At 72.6% G+C, this 19,425-nt stretch carries 14 protein-coding genes; 5 read left to right on the forward strand and 9 right to left on the reverse strand.

From position 1 onward, the window contains the following. Positions 1 to 47: 47 nt before the first annotated feature. The 4 genes from OG870_RS19655 to OG870_RS19670 all read right to left on the reverse strand — a co-directional run bounded on the left by OG870_RS19655 (position 48) and on the right by OG870_RS19670 (position 4,454). The gene (locus OG870_RS19655) at positions 48 to 305 is read right to left on the reverse strand and encodes a hypothetical protein (RefSeq protein WP_266516003.1); all 258 of its coding nucleotides are present in this window, start codon (positions 303 to 305) and stop codon (positions 48 to 50) included. A gap of 114 nt (positions 306 to 419) precedes the next feature. Then, positions 420 to 2,489: a PTS fructose transporter subunit IIABC gene (locus OG870_RS19660; RefSeq protein WP_266516005.1), complete on the reverse strand. Its 2,070-nt coding sequence runs from the start codon at positions 2,487 to 2,489 to the stop codon at positions 420 to 422. A 259-nt stretch (positions 2,490 to 2,748) separates the two neighbouring features. Next, positions 2,749 to 3,696 (reverse strand): 1-phosphofructokinase, encoded by a 948-nt coding sequence (pfkB, locus tag OG870_RS19665; protein WP_266516007.1) that lies wholly within the window; start codon positions 3,694 to 3,696, stop codon positions 2,749 to 2,751. After that, positions 3,693 to 4,454: a DeoR/GlpR family DNA-binding transcription regulator gene (locus OG870_RS19670; RefSeq protein WP_266516009.1), complete on the reverse strand. Its 762-nt coding sequence runs from the start codon at positions 4,452 to 4,454 to the stop codon at positions 3,693 to 3,695. Before OG870_RS19670 ends, pfkB begins: the two co-directional genes overlap by 4 nt. A 214-nt stretch (positions 4,455 to 4,668) precedes the next feature. On the opposite strand from OG870_RS19670, the gene OG870_RS19675 reads away from it, so the two are divergent. The 4 genes from OG870_RS19675 (at position 4,669) to fxsT (ending at position 11,611) form a co-directional block, all read left to right on the forward strand. Next, the gene (locus OG870_RS19675) at positions 4,669 to 5,034 is read left to right on the forward strand and encodes an effector-associated domain 2-containing protein (protein WP_266583892.1); all 366 of its coding nucleotides are present in this window, start codon (positions 4,669 to 4,671) and stop codon (positions 5,032 to 5,034) included. Further along, complete coding sequence (locus tag OG870_RS19680; RefSeq protein WP_266516014.1) at positions 5,031 to 6,530, forward strand: VMAP-C domain-containing protein; 1,500 nt, start codon at positions 5,031 to 5,033, stop codon at positions 6,528 to 6,530. Before OG870_RS19675 ends, OG870_RS19680 begins: the two co-directional genes overlap by 4 nt. Before the next feature lie 120 nt (positions 6,531 to 6,650). Then, positions 6,651 to 7,658, forward strand: coding sequence for a MoxR family ATPase (locus OG870_RS19685; protein ID WP_327691195.1), 1,008 nt, complete (start codon positions 6,651 to 6,653; stop codon positions 7,656 to 7,658). Next, positions 7,655 to 11,611 carry an FxSxx-COOH system tetratricopeptide repeat protein gene (gene fxsT, locus OG870_RS19690; RefSeq protein ID WP_327691196.1) on the forward strand — a complete coding sequence of 1,319 codons (3,957 nt, stop codon included), beginning with the start codon at positions 7,655 to 7,657 and terminating at the stop codon, positions 11,609 to 11,611. The genes OG870_RS19685 and fxsT overlap by 4 nt, the downstream gene beginning before the upstream one ends. Before the next feature lie 6 nt (positions 11,612 to 11,617). Here the strand turns inward: fxsT and OG870_RS19695 are convergent, their stop codons facing one another. The 3 genes from OG870_RS19695 to OG870_RS19705 form a co-directional block, all read right to left on the reverse strand. Beyond that, positions 11,618 to 13,483, reverse strand: a complete 1,866-nt coding sequence (locus OG870_RS19695; protein ID WP_327692321.1) for an HEXXH motif domain-containing protein — start codon at positions 13,481 to 13,483, stop codon at positions 11,618 to 11,620. A 109-nt stretch (positions 13,484 to 13,592) separates the two neighbouring features. After that, positions 13,593 to 13,793 (reverse strand): hypothetical protein, encoded by a 201-nt coding sequence (locus tag OG870_RS19700; RefSeq protein ID WP_266516023.1) that lies wholly within the window; start codon positions 13,791 to 13,793, stop codon positions 13,593 to 13,595. Between the two features lie 130 nt (positions 13,794 to 13,923). Further along, a complete protein-coding gene (locus tag OG870_RS19705; protein WP_327691197.1) occupies positions 13,924 to 15,498 on the reverse strand; it encodes an MFS transporter in 1,575 nt (524 codons plus the stop codon). A gap of 62 nt (positions 15,499 to 15,560) precedes the next feature. On the opposite strand from OG870_RS19705, the gene OG870_RS19710 reads away from it, so the two are divergent. Then, a complete protein-coding gene (locus tag OG870_RS19710; protein ID WP_327691199.1) occupies positions 15,561 to 16,526 on the forward strand; it encodes a helix-turn-helix transcriptional regulator in 966 nt (321 codons plus the stop codon). A gap of 599 nt (positions 16,527 to 17,125) precedes the next feature. Here OG870_RS19710 and OG870_RS19715 read toward each other — a convergent pair. Beyond that, the gene (locus OG870_RS19715) at positions 17,126 to 17,749 is read right to left on the reverse strand and encodes a TetR/AcrR family transcriptional regulator (RefSeq protein ID WP_266588366.1); all 624 of its coding nucleotides are present in this window, start codon (positions 17,747 to 17,749) and stop codon (positions 17,126 to 17,128) included. Positions 17,750 to 18,385: 636 nt separating this feature from the next. Then, on the reverse strand, positions 18,386 to 19,384 hold the full coding sequence (locus OG870_RS19720) for a sigma-70 family RNA polymerase sigma factor (RefSeq protein ID WP_327691200.1): 999 nt from the start codon (positions 19,382 to 19,384) through the stop codon (positions 18,386 to 18,388). Positions 19,385 to 19,425 lie beyond the last annotated feature (41 nt).

Consider the following 19,425-nt stretch of genomic DNA (forward strand, 5'->3'; position numbering starts at 1 on the left):
GGGCCGGCGCCCACCCCGCCTCACCCTGCCCCGCCCCGCGCGGCTCCTCAGCGGCCGTCGCTGAGCCGTCGTACGAGACCCGCGAACGCGTCTCTCTCGGCCGGGGTCAGCTCGACGCTCTCCAGCGTGGGGGCGGACCGGCGCTGACGCCGGAGAACGCGCGGCGTGCGGCCGGTGGACCACATGACCGGCCCGAAGTAGCCGCGGCGGGCGAGGCCGATCAGGACGAACACCCAGAAGGCGGCGGCGAACAGGAGTATCGCCGCGCCCATCGACTGGAGAACCGGGACGTGCTCATCAGGCATGCGCCCCAGTAGACACCACGGTCCGGGCTCAAGGCCCGGACCGTGACGTATCTCGCAGTTGCCGTGAACAGGTCACAGCAGATCAAACAGCCCGTCAAAGGGACAAGCCGAGCCTTACGCCGCCACCGGCTGCTTCGCCTCGGCCGATGTCGTGGCCGTGTCCCCCGCCGTGCCGGGGCTCACCGCGCCCGGTGCCGGCTTGCGCATCCCCTTCAGGACCACCACCAGTGCGGTCGTGACGCACACGCCCACCGCGATGGCGATCAGGTACAGGAACGGGTTGCCGATCAGCGGGACCACGAAGATGCCGCCGTGCGGGGCGCGCAGGGTGGTGCTGAAGGCCATCGACAGGGCGCCGGTGATCGCGCCGCCCACCATCGAGGAGGGGATGACCCGCAGCGGGTCGGCGGCGGCGAACGGGATGGCGCCCTCGGAGATGAAGGAGGCGCCCAGGACCCAGGCGGCCTTGCCGTTCTCGCGCTCGGTCTGTGTGAAGAGCTTGCCGCGGACCGTGGTGGCCAGGGCCATCGCGAGCGGCGGGACCATGCCAGCTGCCATGACCGCGGCCATGATCTTCATCGCGGAGTCACTCGGGTTGGAGACAGCGATGCCGGCGGTGGCGAAGGTGTACGCGACCTTGTTGACGGGACCGCCGAGGTCGAAGCACATCATCAGGCCGAGCAGGGCGCCGAGCAGGAGGGCGTTGGAGCCGGAGAGGCCGTTCAGCCAGTCGGTCATGCCCTTCTGGGCGGAGGCGATGGGCTTGCCGACGACGACGAACATCAGGAAGCCGACGATCGCCGAGGAGATCAGCGGGATCACCACCACCGGCATGATGCCGCGCACCGGCGCCGGGATCCTCACCTTCTGGATCGACAGCACCACACCGCCGGCGAGCAGGCCCGCCACCAGGCCGCCGAGGAAGCCCGCGTTGATCGTGGACGCGATCATGCCGCCGACGAACCCGGGGACCAGGCCCGGCCGGTCCGCCATGCCGTAGGCGATGTAGCCGGCCAGGACCGGGACCAGGAAGCCGAAGGCCACGGCGCCGATCTGGAACAGCAGGGCGGCCCAGCTGTCCGTCTGGGTCCAGACGAAGTGGTTCATGACCGAGGGCGCGGACTTGATCTCGTATCCGCCGATCGCGAAGCCGAGGGCGATCAGCAGACCGCCTGCCGCGACGAACGGGACCATGTAACTCACGCCGGACATCAGCCACTTGCGCAGCTTGGTGCCGTAGCCCTCGCCGGACTCACCGGTGCGCTCGACCGGCGTGCCCGCGCCCGGGGCGGCGCCCGCGCTCACCTCACCGCGCTCGGCCTTCCCGCGCACCTCGGCGATCAGCTCGCCGGGGCGGTTGATGCCGGCCTTCACACCGACGTCGACGGTCGGCTTGCCGGCGAAGCGGTCCTTTTCCCGTACGGAGACGTCGTGCGCGAAGATCACGCCGTCCGCCGCCGCGATGACGGCCGGGTCGAGCCGGGTGAAGCCCGCCGAGCCCTGGGTCTCGACGACGACCTCGACGCCCGCGTCGCGGCCCGCGTTCTCCAGGGACTCGGCCGCCATGTACGTGTGGGCGATGCCGGTCGGGCAGGAGGTGACGGCGACGATACGGAAGGGGCGCTCGTCCGCGGAGGGGGTGTCCTGTGCCGCGTCCGGTGCCGGGGTCGTGCTGCCCGCTGCGGTTTCGGAGGAGGCCGCCTCCGAAACCGCAGCGGAGTCCTGGGAACCGGCCGCCGCCGGCTCGTCCCCGCGGATCATCGCGGCCGCGGCCGTCGCGTCGCCCACCGAGCGCAGCGCGTCGGTGAACTCGGCGTTCATGAGCTGACGGGCCAGCGACGACAGGATCGTCAGGTGGGCGTCGTCGGCGCCGGCGGGTGCGGCGATCAGGAAGATCAGGTCGGCGGGGCCGTCGGCCGCGCCGAAGTCGATGCCTGCGGCGCTGCGTCCGAAGGCGAGCGTCGGCTCGGTGACGTGCTCGCTGCGGCAGTGCGGGATGCCGATGCCGCCGTCCAGACCGGTGGGCATCTGTGCCTCGCGGGCGGCCACGTCGGCGAGGAAGCCCTCCAGGTCGGTCACCCGGCCCAGGGCCACCATGCGCTCGGCGAGGGCACGTGCCGCCGCTTCCTTGGTTTCGGCGGACAGGTCGAGATCGACCAGGTCCGCGGTGATCATGTCGCTCATCGCGGGCTCCTTAGCACGCGTATCGCCCGGGGAGTGGCATGGGCGGGGGTGGGGACGGGAGTGAGGAGGGGGGTGCTGCGGGGGGTGGGATCAACGGTGCGATCGGGGGTGGTGGGGGCGGGGCCGGGGAAACCCCGCCCCCACCAGGTGGCAGGGCGGCTCAGGTGGCCCTGCCGGCCATCGGCCGCGGCGGGTAACGGTGAGCCCCGCCGCTTCGGAGCCGGCCCGCATGGGGCGGGTCCGCACAGTACGAGACGCGTCATGACACCGGCTCCTTCAGTACGCGATCCACCGGTACGTCGGCCGTGACCGTCACCGCCGCCGGGTCGAGGTCGGAGGGGGTCGGCATCACGCTGCCCGGCAGCTGGACGGCCGCCGCTCCGTGCGCGACCGCGGAGGCCAGTGCCTCCGGCCCCCTGCCGCCCGCGATCAGGAAACCCGCGAGGGAGGAGTCACCGGCGCCCACGTTGCTGCGTACGGCGTCAACGCGCGCACTGCCGTACCAGACGCCCGCGGCGTCCACGAGCAGCTGACCGTCGGCGCCCAGGCTGGCGAGCACGGCGTGGGCGCCCATCCCGCGCAGTTCCTCGGCGGCCTTCGCCGCGTCGCCCACGGTCGCCAGGGGGCGCCCGACGGCCTCCGCGAGTTCCTCGGCGTTCGGCTTCACCACGTCGGGACGCTCGCGCAGCGCCGCGAGCAGTGCGGGCCCGGAGGTGTCCAGGGCGATCCGGGCGCCCGCGGCGTGGGCCCGCGCGACCAGGTCGGCGTACCACTCGGGCGCGAGTCCGCGCGGCAGGCTGCCGCAGCAGGCGATCCAGTCCGCGTGGCGCGCCTGGGCGCGCACCGTCTCGAAGAGCAACTCCTGCTCCTGGGCCGACAGTTCGGGACCCGGCGCGTTGATCTTCGTGAGCACCCCGTCCGCCTCCGCGAGCGCGATGTTCGAGCGGGTGGCTCCGGCGACCGGCACCGGCGCGACCTCGATGCCCTGCGCGTCGAGCAGATCGGCGACGAGCGCCCCCGGAGCACCACCCAGCGGCAGGACGGCGACCGTGCGCTGCCCCGCGGCCGCGACGGCGCGCGAGACGTTGACGCCCTTGCCACCCGGGTCCATGCGTTCGCCGGTGGCCCTGATGACCTCGCCGCGGTCCAGCGACGGGACCTCGTACGTGCGGTCCAGGGACGGGTTCGGGGTGACGGTGAGGATCATGCGCGCACTACTTCCGTGCCGCCGCGCTCGATGGCGGCGGCGTCTTCCGGGCTCAGCCCGCTGTCGGTGATCAGCAGGTCCACGTCGCTCAGGTCGCCGAAGCGGGCGAAGTGCTCCTGGCCGTGCTTGGCGGAGTCGGCGAGCAGCACGACGCGGCGGGCCGCGGCGACCGCCGCGCGCTTCACCGCGGCCTCGGCGAGGTCGGGGGTGGTCAGACCGTGGTCGGCGGAGAAGCCGTTGGCCGCGATGAAGAGGACGTCCGCCCGGATCTCGCCGTACGCGCGCAGCGCCCAGGCGTCCACGGCGGCGCGTGTGCGGTGGCGTACGCGCCCTCCGACGAGGTGGAGCTGGATGCCGGGGTGGTCGGCGAGGCGGGCCGCGATCGGCAGGCTGTGCGTGACGACGGTGATCGAGGACTCCAGCGGGATGGCGGCCGCCAGGCGCGCCACCGTGGTGCCGGCGTCGAGGATCATCGTGCCCTCGCCCGGCACTTCCGTGAGGGCCGCCTTGGCGATGCGGTCCTTCTCGTCGGCGGAGGTGCCCTCGCGCTCGGCGAGGTCCGGCTCGAAGTCGAGGCGTCCGGCCGGTAGGGCACCGCCGTGCACCCTGCGGAGCAGGCCGGCGCGGTCGAGGGCCTTCAGGTCGCGGCGGATCGTCTCCGCCGTCACCTGGAACTCCTCGGCCAGCGACATCACGTCCACCCTGCCGCCGTCGCGGGCGAGCCGGAGGATCTCCTGTTGCCGCTCGGGTGCGTACATGTCCGTTCACCTCCGACTCATGCCCGAACTTGTGGTTTCGCAGGGAGGCTACGCCCGGATTTCCAAAAAGTAAACGGGTCCGGACATCAGTCAGACATAAACGGGCGTCGTTGGGGAGAGCGCGGCCGGAAGCAGCGGGGCTGTGCACAAGCCCTGACGCCGTGTCACCGCGTCCGTATCCTGGACCGTGGGACACAGCTTCACGGGGGGTGTTGTGGACGACAGGGACGACGACCCGAGCCTCCGCCGCGGCCGCGGCCGCCCGGATCATGAATGGCAGCGAGTCGTGGTCCAGGCGTTGACCGCCTCGCCGGTGCTGGCGGACCGGAGCGCGCGAGCGATGCTGGTCGAACTGGTCGGGGACGTGCTCGGGCGGCCGGTGCATCTGCGGGAGCAGGCGACCGTACCGCTGCAGTTTCTGGAGTTGGTGCGGTTCTGTGTGCGGGAGGACGGCGGCCTGCCCGCGCTCGCGCACGCCGTCAGGACGGTCGCCGGGGACGGCCTGACCGCGGACACGGTCGGTGAGCAGGTGCGGAAGTTCCTGGAAGCCGTCGCCCCCGGCAGAGCGGGCGAGCGTTGAACCCAGAGAGCGGCGCCGGCCGCAGCACCTCGGCGTTACTGATCCGCGAGCGGATCCGCGCACAGACCCTTGCCGCCCTCCATGACGTCGGCGCACTCCACGACCGCTACGCACGGGCCGTCCTGCTCGAACTGGTCGGTGAGACGCTGGGCCGGCCCGCGGACGTGCGGGAACAGGCGACCGCCCAGCTGCAGCTCCTGGAGCTGTTCCGGTTCTGCACCCGGCACCAGGACGGGCTGTCGGTGCTGGCGAGGCAGCTGCCGACGGTGGAACCTGGGTGCTCCCAGGCGCCCTTCGTGCAGCGGCTCGCCGACGAGTGGACGGCCGTGGACGCGCTGGACGGACTCGCCGACCTCATCGACTCCTGGGAGTACCTGGCGAACACCCTCGGCGGGCTGGCGATGCCGTACGGCAAACGCACCGCCCTGGTGCGGTCGGCCACGCACGCGCGCGTGGCCGCGCCGCCCTCGCACGCCGAGAACTGCTGGCACGACTTCCTGCACCTGGCCGGGCAGGGCGCCCCGCGCGGCGGGCTGCCGCCGTGGATGGTCTATCTGGAGCGCAGCACCGACGACATGGGCAACTCCGTCGCACTGGAGATGCTGGCCCGCAACCGGCAGTGGGCGCTCAGCTGCGACCTGGCGGAGCTGCTCGACCACGACCGCAGGCGCCCGCCGGCGGCCACGGCGCCGGTGCGGCCGTACCAGGAGTACCTGGCCATCCACATCGCGCCGGACCCGCTGGAAAGCGGCCACTACACGGTCTCGCACTCCTTCATGTCGGACGCCCGCGGCCCGCACTGGGAGCACGGCGAGACCTACCCGCGCGTGCCCGCCAAGGGGCTGCAACGGGTCGTGACCGCAATCATCAGGACCGTCGAGGGCGTCGGCGGTGACCGACTGGCCCATGTGTGGCTGGAGTTCGTGCTGCCCTTCGAGCTGCTCAACCTGCCGGTCGACTGGTGGCCCCGCGACACCGCCGAGGTGCCGAACGTGCCCCTGGCGGTGAACTACCCGGTCGTCATCCGCAGCCTGGACCGCCTGCAGAACCGCGCCTGGCACCGCTTCTGGCGCGCCCGCTGGCAGCAGCTCGGGCGCGACGAACATCCTTCGAAGTCGGTGTACGTCAACGTCGCGCGCCGGGGCGGCGACCATCTGCGCGGCCTGGAAGCCCGTCTCGGCGACAACGAGCACTTCGTCGCCCTGGTGCTGAGCGAGCCGCCGCTGCCCGACCAGGGGCACGGCCGCCGCGAGCTGCAGGCGGCGCTGCGCAGCGGTCTGCCGGTGGTGATCTGGCATCGGTCGGGGCACTCCCCGCAGGAGTTCCGGGAGGTGCTCGACGGGCTCCTCGACGAGGGGCTGCAGCGACTTCCGGCCAAGGTCGCCGCGTACCGGCGGCGCGCCGCCATCGACGAGGACTCGGCCCACCCGGGCCGCCATCTCACGGTCCTGTGGGACGACCCCGACCGCAAACCCGTACTGCCCGACGCGCCATGACCGGGCACCGCCGGCCAAGACGGCGGGCACCACCGGCCCGGGGCGCCCGCACCCGGCCGGCACATCGAGCCAGCACACCGACCCAGCACACCGAGCCAGCACCCGGAGGGACGGCCGCAGATGCCGACGGAGATGGAGTCGAGGGGACCGTACCGGGGGACGGGTCTGCCCGGCGCGACGGCCGGGGAGTTACCGGAGCCCCCGCCCTGGCGCAGCTTCCGCGGCGGCCCCGACCTGCCCGCGCCGCCCGCCGACGACCCCTACGCGCGCGTACTGCTCGGCGAGGGACGCGAACCGCTGCCCGCCGAACCGGACATGGTGGCCCGCGTCAACGCCGCGCTGCGCCTGCGCCGCCCGCTGCTGGTCACCGGCGAACCCGGCACCGGCAAGTCGTCCCTCGCCTACCGCATCAGCCGCGAACTGGGCCTCGGCCGCGTGCTGCGCTGGCAGATCACCTCGCTGAGCACCTTGCGGGAGGGCTTGTTCGAGGAGGCGTACGGCAGCTCGCGCCACGACGCGCAGGACGCGCAGGACACCCACGGCGCCGACGCGCGCCTCGGCCCCCTCGGTACCGCCTTCCTTCCGCACGGCCGGCCGCGCGTGCTGCTCGTGGACCGACTGGACCGGGCCGAGATCGCGCTGCCGGAGGATCTGTGCACGGTGCTGGCGGCGGGCGGCTTCGCCGTGCCCGGCGCTGTCGCGCGCCTGGCGACCGCCGACGACACTCAGGCCGTGGTGCCGGTGCCGGGCGGGGTGGTGCGCTGCCATGCCTTCCCGGTCGTGGTGATCACCAGTGCCGAGGAGCGGGAACTGCCGCTGGATCTCGTACGACGCTGTGTGGCCCTGCGACTGCCGCGGCCGGGTCCGGACCTGCTGCGGGCCATGGCGGCGAACCGTTTCCCCGCAGACCCGGGGGGCAGCGCCGGGCCCACCGGGGGCTGTCCGGCACCGGACGTGGTGCAGGCCTTCCTCGACCGGGCCGTGCGCACCGACGGTCCCGTCGTCGAACGCTTCCTGGACTCCCTGCACCTGGCCGTCGGCGGCGTGCTCCAGGGCCTGGCGGCGGACGGGAGCTGGCAGGAGGCCGTCGACACGGTCTGGGAGTGGACCGCGGCGGAGGAGACATGACCGGGCGCGGCAGCCCGCGAAGGCCGCCCGAGGAGCCCACGGACGACGGCGGGCGCGCGTTCCCGCCGCGGTCGGCCCGGACACCGCCGAAGGCCGGTACCGCGCCCCTCTCCCCCGCTCTGCCTCCGGAACTCGGCGACGCCCTGCGCCGGGTCGGCAGGGCGCTCGGGCGCAGCCGCCGGGACGTCGCGGTGGTCGTCGACTCGGGGCCCACGATGGGCATCTGGCGGGAGACGGTCCACGAGTTCGTCGGCGTGCTGCAGGAGTGCGGTGCGTTCGGGCGGATCACCGTGCACCGGCTGCCGTATCCCCGCAGTGTCGACCCGGCCACGCTGCCGCGGCACGACGCCGGGACCCGGCTGACGCTGCTGCTCACCGACGGCGCGGGCCCCCGCTGGCGCTTCCATGCCGTGGAGCCGCTGCTGCGCCGCTGGGGGCAGGCCGGCCCGGTCGCCCTGATCCATCTGCTGCCGCACCCGCTGTGGCCGGCCACGGGACTGCGCGGCTGGCAGGTGCTGCTGCGTTCCCGCTCGTCCGCGGCGGCCAACCACCGGCTGCGCTGGCGGGCCCGCGGCCTCGGCCCCGACGTGCCGGGCCTGCCTCCCGGACGGCAGCCCGACGTGCCCGTTCCGGTGCTCGAACTCACCCCTCGCTGGCTGGACGCCTGGGCCGCGCTGCTGGGCGGGGCGCCGTCGGCGTGGCTGCCGCTGACGGTGGTGTTCCCCCGCGCGCGCGTACCCGACGAGAACGGCGACGGCGAGGCCCCCGCGGACGCCGCGACCCGCGTCGTGCGCTTCCGGTCGGCGGTCTCCAGGGACGTGTTCACGCTGGCCACCATGCTCGCCGCGGTCCCGCTCAGCAGGCCGGTCGTGGCCGACGTGCACCGCGCACTGCTGCCGGGCGGTTCGCTCGCCGACCTCGCCCAGCTGCTGGTGCACGGCCTGCTCCGGCCGGCGCACCCCCCGCGCGGGCCCGCCCGCGACGGCACGCGCGTGGCGTTCGCGTTCACGGCGGGTGTGCGGGAGGAACTGCTGGCCGCCGCGCGGCGCGCGGATGTCGTACGAGCCGTGGAACTCGTGGGGGATCGCACGGGATCCGACGGGGAACACTTGTGGCGACTGCCCCGGCTGCTGCGCGGGGCCGCCGTGCACGAACTCCCGCCGGTCGACGAGGAGTCCGGGCCGTGGCTCGCGGCGGAGAGCGCTGTGCTCCACGCCCTGTCCGGACCGTTCCTGAGGCCGGCGAGAGAGGTGGACGCGGCCGTCGCGGTCCACCGGGAACGCGAACAGCGCGCACAGCACGAGGGCACCACCGCACCGGCACCACGCAGCCAGGCCGTCGCCCGGACCCCGGACGACGCCGACCGTCCGACGGCTCAGCCGACTGAGCCGATCCAGCCGAAGGGGAGGCCGGCGATGACGCAACAGACCCCGGCGCACACGGTGGGCAGCGACCGCACCCGCAACACGCCCACGGTCTGGGGCAACATCCCGCCCCGGAACCCGAACTTCACCGGCCGCGAGGAACTCCTCGACGCACTGCACCAGCGGCTGCTGCGGGAGAAGGCGACCGCCGTGCTGCCCCACGCGCTGCACGGCATGGGCGGCGTCGGCAAGAGTCTGCTGGCGGTGGAGTACCTCTACCGCCGTATGACCGAGTACGACGTGGTGTGGTGGATCTCGGCCGAGCGCACCGCCCAGATCTCGCTGTCCCTGGTGGAGTTGGCGCCCCGGCTGAACCTGCAGCCCGGCAGCGACTCCTCCTCCACCGTGGCCGCGGTCCTGGAGGCGCTGCGCATCGGAGTGCCGTACACCAACTGGCTGTTGGTCTTCGACAACGCCGAAAGCCCGGAAGCGGTACGGCAGTTCTTCCCGGCGGGCGGGCCCGGCAACATCCTCATCACCTCCCGCAACCCCCAATGGGCCAGCATCGCGCGGCCGTTGGAGGTCGACGTGTTCCTGCGGGAGGAGAGCAAGCAGCTGCTGCGGGTGCGCGGTCCGGAGATCAGCGACGAGGACGCCGACCGGCTCGCGGAGGCGCTCGGTGACCTGCCGCTCGCCATCGAGCAGGCGGCCGCCTGGCACGCCGAGACCGGCATGCTCGTCGACGAGTACCTGCGGCTGCTGAACGAGAAGCGCGTCGACCTGCTGCGCGGCACCGCACCGCTGGACAACCAGCACCCGGTGATCGCGGCCTGGAACATCTCCCTGGACCAGCTGGAGTCCAAGAACCCGGCCGCCTACCAGCTGTTGCAGGTGTGTTCCTTCTACGCCCCGGAACCCATCGCGCGCACCCTCTTCGCCCGGATGCCGCGCGGTTCGATCGCCCCGGAACTGGACGCGGCACTGGAGGACCCGATCCGCCTGGGCCAGGTGATCCGGGAGATCGGCCGCTACTCTCTGGCCCGCTTCAACCACCGCAACAACTCCCTCCAGATGCACCGTCTGGTGCAGGCCGCGCTGCTGTTCCGGATGACCGAGGACGACCGGGCCGACATGCAGCGCGGGGCGCATCTGCTGCTGGCGGCGAGCGACCCGAACGACCCGGACAACGCCGTGCGCTGGGAGCGCTACGGCTCGCTCTATCCGCACGTCGTCGTCTCCGACGCGGTCCAGTCGGACGAGAGCTGGGTGCGCAACCTGGTGGTGAACGAGGTCATCGCACTGCTGCGCTGGGGCGACTACGAGTCCTGCCTCGAACTCGCCCGCACCGCGCACGAGACCTGGTCCCAGAAGCTGGGCGAGGACCACGGCCACACCCTGCTGATCGCGAAATGGCTGGGGTTCCTGCTGTTCACCATGGGCTCCTATCCGGAGGCGGCGGAGCTCAACTCGGCCGTGCTGGACGCCTATCGGGGCTTGATGGGGCCCGAGGCCCAGGACACCATCGACGCGCTCGGCAACGTCGCGATCGACCACCGGGTGCGCGGTGCGTTCGGCGAGGCGCTGGAGCTGTCCGAGTCGGTGCACCAGCAGTACCAGCGGCTGCTCGGCCCGGACGACCCGGAGACGCTGCGGGCCGCGCACAACGTGGGTGTGAGTCTGCGGCTGGTCGGCGACTTCGGCCGCGCCCGCGAACTGGACCAGCTGACCTGGCACAGCTGGACCGAGATCTACGGCCAGGACCATGTGAACTCACTGCGCACCTGGCTCGGCCTGATCCTGGACACACGCGAACTCGGCGACTACGCGACCGCGTTGACGTACCACCGGGAGATCGTCGAGCAGGCGGGCACGCTCCTGGGCAACGACAACCCGCTGACCCTCTCCTGCTTCCGCCATCTCGCGGTCGCCCTGCGCAAGGCGGGCGAGCACGTGGAGGCGGCGGCCACGGCGGAGCAGGCACGCACCGAACTCGTACGCCGCTACGGCGACCACAACCCCGAATCCATGGCAGCCACCCTGGAGTTGACGGTTCACCGGCGGCACAGCGGGGATCTCCAGGAGGCGCTGAGGCTGGGCACCACCATCTGCCAGCAGTACGAGGGGACGTACGGCACACACCATCCGCACGCGCTGTCGGCGGCGCTGAACCTGGCGATCACCTACCGGCTGCTGGGGAACGCGGCGGCCTCGCAGTACATCAACTCGGTGGTGCTGGAGGAGTTCACGGCGACGCTGGGCGAGAACCATCCCTCCACCCTGGTCTGCCGCACCAACCTCGCCAGCGACCATTTCGCCCTCGGCGACTCCGCGACCGCGCTGGAGCTGGACACGCAGACGCTGCGCCGCTCGCAGGCCGTCTTCGACGAGGACCATCCGTCCACCCTGGCCTGCGCCGCCAACCTCGCCATGGACCTGCGCACGCTGGGCCGCACCGAGGAGGCGGACGCCCTCCACACCGACACCCGCGAACGCCTCGCCCGCAAGCTGGGCAGCAGCCACCCCGCGGTGACCCAGGCGGCCGACTGGGAACACCGGGCCGACTGCGACATCGACCCGATGCCGTTGTGACCGGCCCTACCGCACCGGCCGGCGGGCCAGCCAGCGGGCCAGCGCCACCGGGTCGGGCGGGGTGGGCAGCAACCGGCTGACGCCCAGGGCGAGTTCGGGCTGTTCGGTGAGGACGGCACCGGCGGCCGTCTCCCCGCACTCGGACAGCGCCAGCCCGAGGCCCGCCCAGGCCGCGGGTCTCGCACCGCCGTCGGCGAGTTCGTCGACGTACAGCTTGACCGCGGCCTCCGCGTCCCCGCCCACCAGCGCGAGATCGGCGACCCCGACCCCGGGCACCAGCCGGGCGGGCTCCTCCTCCGCACGCAGCGCGTCGAACTCCTGCGGCGCGATGATGCTGAGCCGCGCGAGCAGCGCCAGGGCATCGAGCCGACAGGCACCGGGGTCGGTACGAAGCACCGGTCGCATGTCCGGTGCGTCTGCCCGCCCTCCGCCCGCCTCCCAGGCCCGCGCCAGGGCCTTTGCATGCGAGGAGGGCGTGTGCAGGTGGTGGGCTCGCCAGGTGGCGTGGTGGTGGGTGGCGGCGAGGTGGGCGAGGTGGTGCTCGTGCGTTCCTGCCGGTTCCTCGTGCCAGGGTGCGGTCTGTTCGTCCAGCGTCTTGACCAGGTCGCGCCCCAGCGGCGTGAGCGCCGGATGGTCACGCAGGGTTTCGAGCACGGCCTGCACGGCGCTGCGCCACAACGCGAACTCGAAGCCCGCGAGCCCGTCCGCACCGCGTGTACGCCAGTAGTGCGCGACCCCCGAGAAGGCGTACGCCCCGTGCACAAGCCCCCCGAGCGGGCGCGGATCGTCACGCCACGGGGCATGGAACAGCTCGCCGCACTCGTCGAAGAGAGGGGTGAGGAAGATGAGGCCGTTCAGGAGCGTGTGCCGGAACTCGTGGACCAGGGCCACGCCCAGTTGGGCCGGCAGCCACTCGGCGTCGTCGTCCGGCTCGGACAGCAGCACGCATCCGAAGGCGTCACTGGACGAGGCGGCCCGGGCCCGCAGTCGTTCCCCGCGCGGCAGCGGGACGACGGACAGGAGGCCGACGGACAGGGCGCGCGCCGCGGCGGGGTGGCCGGTGGCGAGGACGGGCCACATCTCGTCGAACCAGCGTTGCCAGCAGGCGAACTGGGCGGGACTGAGCCGCCCGGAGGTCTGCAGACCGGGCACGGCCGGGTAAGGCCCGAGGTCGTCGAGCGTGAGGGTGAGGGTGAGCGCGGTGCCGGCATCGACGGAGCGGAGCCGGCGCAGTCCCTGCCAGCCGGGGCCGTCGGACTCGGGGTCCACGGGAAGCGTGACGGTCTCCTGCGCGACGTCCGCCGTCACCGCCGCCCGCGCACCATCCGCCGTCACGGTCGCCACTCCGTCGCGTGCTTCCACCTCGGCCCAGCCCCATGCCTCGCCCCCGACGAGCGCGCGTCCGAGTCCCGGCAGGAACACCGCGCCCTGCCACACAGGCACCCGGACACGGAAGTCGGCGCCCGCGACGAGGGAGACGGACGCGGCGAGGAGGCTCAGAAAACCGAGTTCGGCGTGCAGGGGCGGCTCATCGGGCGCCGCGTCCCCGGCATCCGCCGCATCCGCCGCATCCGCCGCCACCCGGGACAACCGCCTGAACACACTCGCCGCCCACAGCCCCACCTGCGGATCGAGCAGCGCCGTACGGAACCCCGCGGGTTGAAGTTTCTCGGCGTCCTCCAGCAGCCGCCACGCCTCCCGTACGCCGGCCGGCCCGGCCTCGGGAACATCGTCCGAGGCGTCCAGAACCGCTCGTAACAGAAGCAGCCGCCGGCTGACTTCGGCGTCGAGGAGTTCGGCCACGGCGTGCTCGTCCTCGGTGGTGGACAGCAGCGCCCGCAGGGCGGAGTCGGAGAGGTGGTGATGGTGCATCGGCACGACGTTTCCTCGTTCACGGCGGGAGAGACGTGCGGTGCACCCTAATCGCTACCCGGGAGTCCGGGCACGGCGTGTGCGGACCCGGGATCCGGAAGACAGGCCCTCAGCTGCCGGAGCTGCCCGCGACGGTGCTGAGCGGCCGGTTGACGCGAAGCCTGAGGTGCTCGACGGACGGCTCCAGGGCCGTGCTGTCGAGGGCGGCGATCTCGCCCAAAGACAGCAGGGACAGGGCGGGAAGCCAGTTGGACTGAGCCGCTTGCGGCGCCGCCGCCTCGGGTGAGGAGGCCTGTTCCCTCGTTGCCATGACGTCCGCCGCTTCCGGGGTTCCAAGAGGTGCACGGGACTGCTCGCGCCCGCGCGGGACAGGATTCAGCACGCAGATTACAGGGTGCCCGCCGCCCGCACATCGCGGGAGGCGGGCGGAGCTTCGCCGGTCACCCGACCAGCTCGGGAGCACCCTCGGACGCCGGCTCGCGCGCGGGTCCACCGGCGGTCCGCTCGGCGTCCGCGCCTTGGTCGGCCTCCAGCTGCGCGCCCCCCTCGACGTGCTGCACGGCACGCCTCGGCAAGGCGAACATCAGCAGGAAGATGACACCCATCACGCCCGCGACCCAACCCAGCGCGTGCTGGAAGGCGTTCACGAACGCCGGCCCCACCTGAGCCTGCGTCAACCGGTCGCCGATCTCACCGAAGAACACCACCGAGACCAGCCCCAGCCCCAGCGCGTTGCCCATCTGCTGCACGGTGTTGATGAGCCCCGAGGCCGACCCGGCGTGCTCGCGCGGCACGTCCGACAGCACCGCGTCCGTCAGCGGGGCGACGATCAGGCCCATGCCCACGCCCATCACGACCAGCGGCAGCGCCATCTGCCAGGATGCGATCGCCATGCCATAGCGGTCGGACTCCCAGATGTAGAGCAGGACGCCGAGGGCCATGAGCAGTGCACCCGCCTGGAGCACCCGGCGGCCGAAGCGCGGCACCAGCTGCTGCACGGACAGACCGGCAGCCGTGGAGACGGCGATCGAGAACGGTACGCCGGTCAGCCCCGCCCGCAACGGGCTCCAGCCCAGGCCGGTCTGCATGTACAGCGTCCACACCAGGAAGAACACGCCGAGCGCGACCCCGAAGACGGTCTGTACGGCGATCCCGGCCGCGAAGCTCTTCACACGGAACAGGGAGAGCTCGACCAGCGGGGAACCGTCCCGCACCGCCTTGCGCTTCTCGTACGCCACCAGCGCCGCGAAGACGACGAGCGCGCCGGCCATCGACAGGTGGCCCCACAGCGGCCAGCCCAGCTCACGGCCGCGGGTCAGGGGGTAGAGCAGCATCGTGAGGCCGAGGGTGACGAGGACGACGCCGACCAGGTCGAGCTTCAGCGCCCGCGGGGCCTTCGACTCGGTGATGAAGCGGCTGCCGAGGATCAGTCCCGCGATGCCCACCGGGAGGTTGATGAGGAAGATGGGCCGCCACTCCAGGCCCCACAGGTTCCACTCCGTCAGCAGCGCGCCGAGCAGCGGGCCGGAGACGGCTCCCAGCCCCACGATCGCGCCGAACAGGCCGAACACCTTCCCCCGCTCGTGCGCCGGGAACGTGGCGTGCACGATCGACAGGACCTGCGGCACCATCATCGCCGCCATCGCGCCCTGGAGGATGCGGGAGGCGACCAGCATCTCCGGGTTCGCCGCGAAGCCGCACAGCGCCGACGCGGCGGTGAAGCCGCCGATGCCGATGAGGAACAGCCGTTTGCGGCCGTGGATGTCACCGAGCCGTCCACCGGTGATCAGACCGGCGGCGAAGGCGAGGGCGTAACCGGCCGTGATCCACTGGATCTGGCTGACGGACGCACCGGCGTCGCGCTGGATCGAGGGGATCGCGATGTTGACGATCGTGACGTCGACGAGGTCCATGAAGGCCGCGGTCATCACGATCGCGAGAGCGAACCAGCGGCGGCGGTCCGCCGCGGGGGCCGTGCCGGCCGTACTCGGAACTGGTGTTTCTGTGGAGGTCATGTCTTGAAGCTACGGCCTCACTAGGTCAGATCGTGTCCTAGTTGTGCGGCATGCTCGAACTCATGACGACGGACACCCCGGCCCGGCTGCTCCAGCTCCTCTCCCTCCTCCAGACGCCCCGCGAATGGCCCGGCGGTGAGCTCGCCGACCGGCTCGGGGTGTCCCGGCGCACGGTGCGGCGCGATATCGACCGGCTGCGTGAGATCGGCTATCCCGTGCAGGCCACGATGGGCGCGGACGGCGGCTACCGGCTGGTCGCGGGCAAGGCGATGCCGCCGCTCGTGCTCGACGACGAGGAAGCGGTGGCGATCGCCATCGGGCTGCGGGCGGGGGCCGGACACGCGCTCGAAGGCGTGGACGAGGCGTCCGTGCGGGCCCTCGCCAAGCTGGAACAGGTCCTGCCCTCCCGGCTGCGCCACCGCGTCTCCACACTGCAGGCCGCGACCATGCCGCTGACCAGCGGGGACGGGGCGAGCATCGCGCCCGAGACGCTGACCGTCATGGCGTCCACCGTGGCGGGGCGGGAACGGCTGCGGTTCGCCTACCGCGCAGGCGACGGGACCGAGTCACGGCGCGTGACGGAGCCCTACCGGCTCGTCTCGACCGGGCGTCGCTGGTACCTCGTCGCGTACGACCTCGATCGCGCCGACTGGCGGACCTTCCGCGTCGACCGGGTGCGCGAGCCCTTCGCTACCGGCGCACGGTTCGCCCCACGGGAACTGCCGACCGGCAGCGCGGCGGAGTATCTGCGGCGTTCGATGCAGCGGCACCAGGAGTCGTACGACTTCGAGGTCACCTTCGCCGCCTCCGCGGAGGCCGTCGCCGCGCGCGCCCCGTCGTGGCTGGGCACGCCGGACCCACTCGACGCGGATTCCTGCCGACTGCGCGGACGAACCGGAGACGCGGTGGAATGGCTGGCAGCCCGCCTCGCCCTCCTGGGCTTCGACTTCACGGTGCACGAGCCAACAGAACTGGTCCAGTCCGTACGGGAGTTGGGCGAACGCCTGGCCCGAGCGTCAGGCGCCTGAAGCCCACCAGCACCAGGACACCAGCCCGCCACACCGACAGCCGCCACGCCGTCACACGCCGAGCCAACAGGCGTCAGGCCGCCACCCCCACCCCACCACGCCGTCAGGCGCCAGCCCGCCAGACCGTCGGCACCAGCCCGTCGACGTCGGACATCAGACCGCCACCCCGCCCGGCGTCGGGTGCCAGGACGCCACCCCCACCACGCCGTAAGGCGCCAGAGCGCCATCCCGCCAGACCGTCGGCCTCGGACATCAGACCGCCACCCCGCCCGGCGTCGGGTGCCAGGACGCCACCCCCACCACGCCGTAAGGCACCAGAGCGCCATCCCGTCGGCGTCGGACGCAGGCCGCCAGGCCGCCAGGCGTCGGGTGTCAGGACGCCACCCCACCACGCCGTCAGGCGCCAGGACTCCAGCCCGCCGGCGTCGGACATCAGGCCGCCAGGCGTCAGGCGTAAGTCCGTCACGGCGCCAGCCCTCCACGTCGCCATCAGGCGCCAGCCCGCCAGGCCCCGCTGGGCGCTGGGCCGCTGGGCCGCCAGCCCGCCACCCGTGCTGCACCCGCTGCACCCGCTGCACCCGCTGCACCCGCGCCGAGCACTACGCCCCCACAAGGTCCGTCCACGGAAAGTCCCGTAGCGCTTCCAGGTTGTGCAGTGCCAGTGCGGCCGGGCCCCCGGGGCCGCTTGCCGGTGCTGTGCCGGCCGCCCAGCTCTCGACCGCCACGCGTACGGCGGCACCGGCGACGGCTGCGGCGAAGCGTCGTGTGGAGGAGTGCCCGGGGCTCGTCGCCGCGTCCTTGCCAACGTTGTCGGAGTCGCCGGCCTCGCCCCGACCTGCCAGTACCTCCGCCAGCCTCCCCTCCGACGTGTGGCACACCTCCGCCCACACCTTGCCCAGCGCGGGGCTGGTGTCGGTCAGGCGGATCAGGGTGCGGACCAGTTCCCAGGAGGCCGCCGAGACTCCCTGGCCGGGCGTCAGCGTGTGGCGCGCGGCGTGTTCCAGGGCCTGTGGGAGGGGCAGGTCGGCGGGGGCTGCGGCCACCGCTTCGGTCCAGCGCTGGGCGCCCGCCGCGTAGAGGGGCGCGACGGCCTCCTCCTTCGACGCGAAATAGCGGTAGAAGGTGCGCGGGGCCACTCCGGCGGCCTGGGCGATGTCCTCGGCGCGGGTGGCGCGAAGTCCCTGTTTCACGAACAGTCCCGCGGCCGCGCGGGCGATGTCCATACGGGTTGCGGCCTTGCGTCGCTCGGTGAGGGAGACCTGCGCCGCCCGGGGGGAAGTACGGGGGTTCGATGCGGGGGTGGGGCTGCTCACACCGGCAGGCTATGCCCATGTGGCACAATCTGCCATCCGGCGGGCCACCCCGGGGTTCAGGTACGGGGTGCCCCGCCCATCAGCATGCTCGCACAAAGAGAGCCGGGCCCCGGCACCCGGGGGGGAAGGGCGCCGAAGCCCGGCTCAGGGAAGTCCCGGCACCGGGGGGGTGTGCGTCGGGACTTGGTTCAGGTGGGCCAACCGGGGGGCCTGGACGTGATGTAACGGCATGGGACGGCGTGGAACAGGGAGTGACACAGGGCCCGAACTCCTGTGCCCTGAAGTCTTGTTCCCTCGGCTCCGACGGTTGAAGCGGCGTTACATCGCCATGTTTGCGCGGTCTTTCGCCACCCGGCGTGCGCGGCGCAGGGCGTCGTACCCCGCCCGGCGCCGGCCGAGCACCGTACGCGCCCCGTCACCGCCCCCGGGCTAGCCGCTCCCGGGCCCGCCGCTCTCGGCCTCGGCGGCGCTCCCGAGGCCGATCCTCGCCCCTCGGACTCCGGCCGCCCCTCGGATTCCCGTCGCCCCTCGGACTCCCGTCGCCCCTCAGGCCGCCGCCTCGAAGCCCGTGGACCGGGCCAGCTTCTTCAGCTCCAGCAGGGCGTGCTTCTCGATCTGGCGGATGCGCTCGCGGGTCAGGCCGTGTTCCTTGCCGACCTCCGTCAGGGTGCGCTCGCGGCCGTCGTCGATGCCGTAGCGCATCTTGATGATGGAGGCCGTGCGCGGGTCGAGGCGGCCGATGAGGTGGTCGAGCTCCTCGCTGCGCAGCAGGGTCAGGACGGACTGCTCCGGGGAGACCGCCGAGGTGTCCTCCAGCAGGTCGCCGAACTGGGTCTCGCCCTCGTCGTCCACGGCCATGTTCAGGGAGACCGGGTCGCGGGCCCAGTCCAGGACGTCGATCACGCGCTCCGGCTTCGTGTCGAGCTCCGCGCCGATCTCCGCGGGCTCCGGGTCGCGGCCGTGCTCGCGGTTGAACTCGCGCTGCACACGGCGGATCCGGCCCAGCTCCTCCACGAGGTGGACGGGCAGGCGGATGGTGCGCGACTGGTCCGCTATCGAGCGGGTGATCGCCTGACGGATCCACCAGGTCGCGTACGTCGAGAACTTGAAGCCCTTGGCGTAGTCGAACTTCTCGACCGCGCGCACCAGTCCGGCGTTGCCCTCCTGGATCAGGTCGAGGAGGGGGAGGCCGCTGCGCGGGTAGCGCCGGGCCACGGCCACGACCAGGCGGAGGTTGGAGCGGATGAAGACGTCCTTCGCCCGCTCGCCGTCGTCGACCAGGGCCTGAAGCTCCTCGCGGGAGGCCTCGGCCTTGGACTCCTCGTCTCCGTCGAGGACCTGTCGCGCGAACACACCCGCCTCGATGATCTGTGACAGCTCGACCTCCTTGGCAGCGTCGAGCAGCGGCGTGCGCGCGATCTCGTCGAGGTACATGCCGACCAGGTCACGGTCGGCGATCTCGCCGGCGTGAGCGCGAACACTGCTTGCCGCGTCGGCCGTCTCGCCGGTGGCGGACTTACGACGGGCGACGGCACGGGTTGCCATGCGTGCTCCCTTGCGATGGTGGGCTGGCGGGTCATCTTTCA

The organism is Streptomyces sp. NBC_00461 (genome assembly GCF_036013935.1).
Classification (GTDB): Bacteria; Actinomycetota; Actinomycetes; order Streptomycetales; family Streptomycetaceae; genus Streptomyces.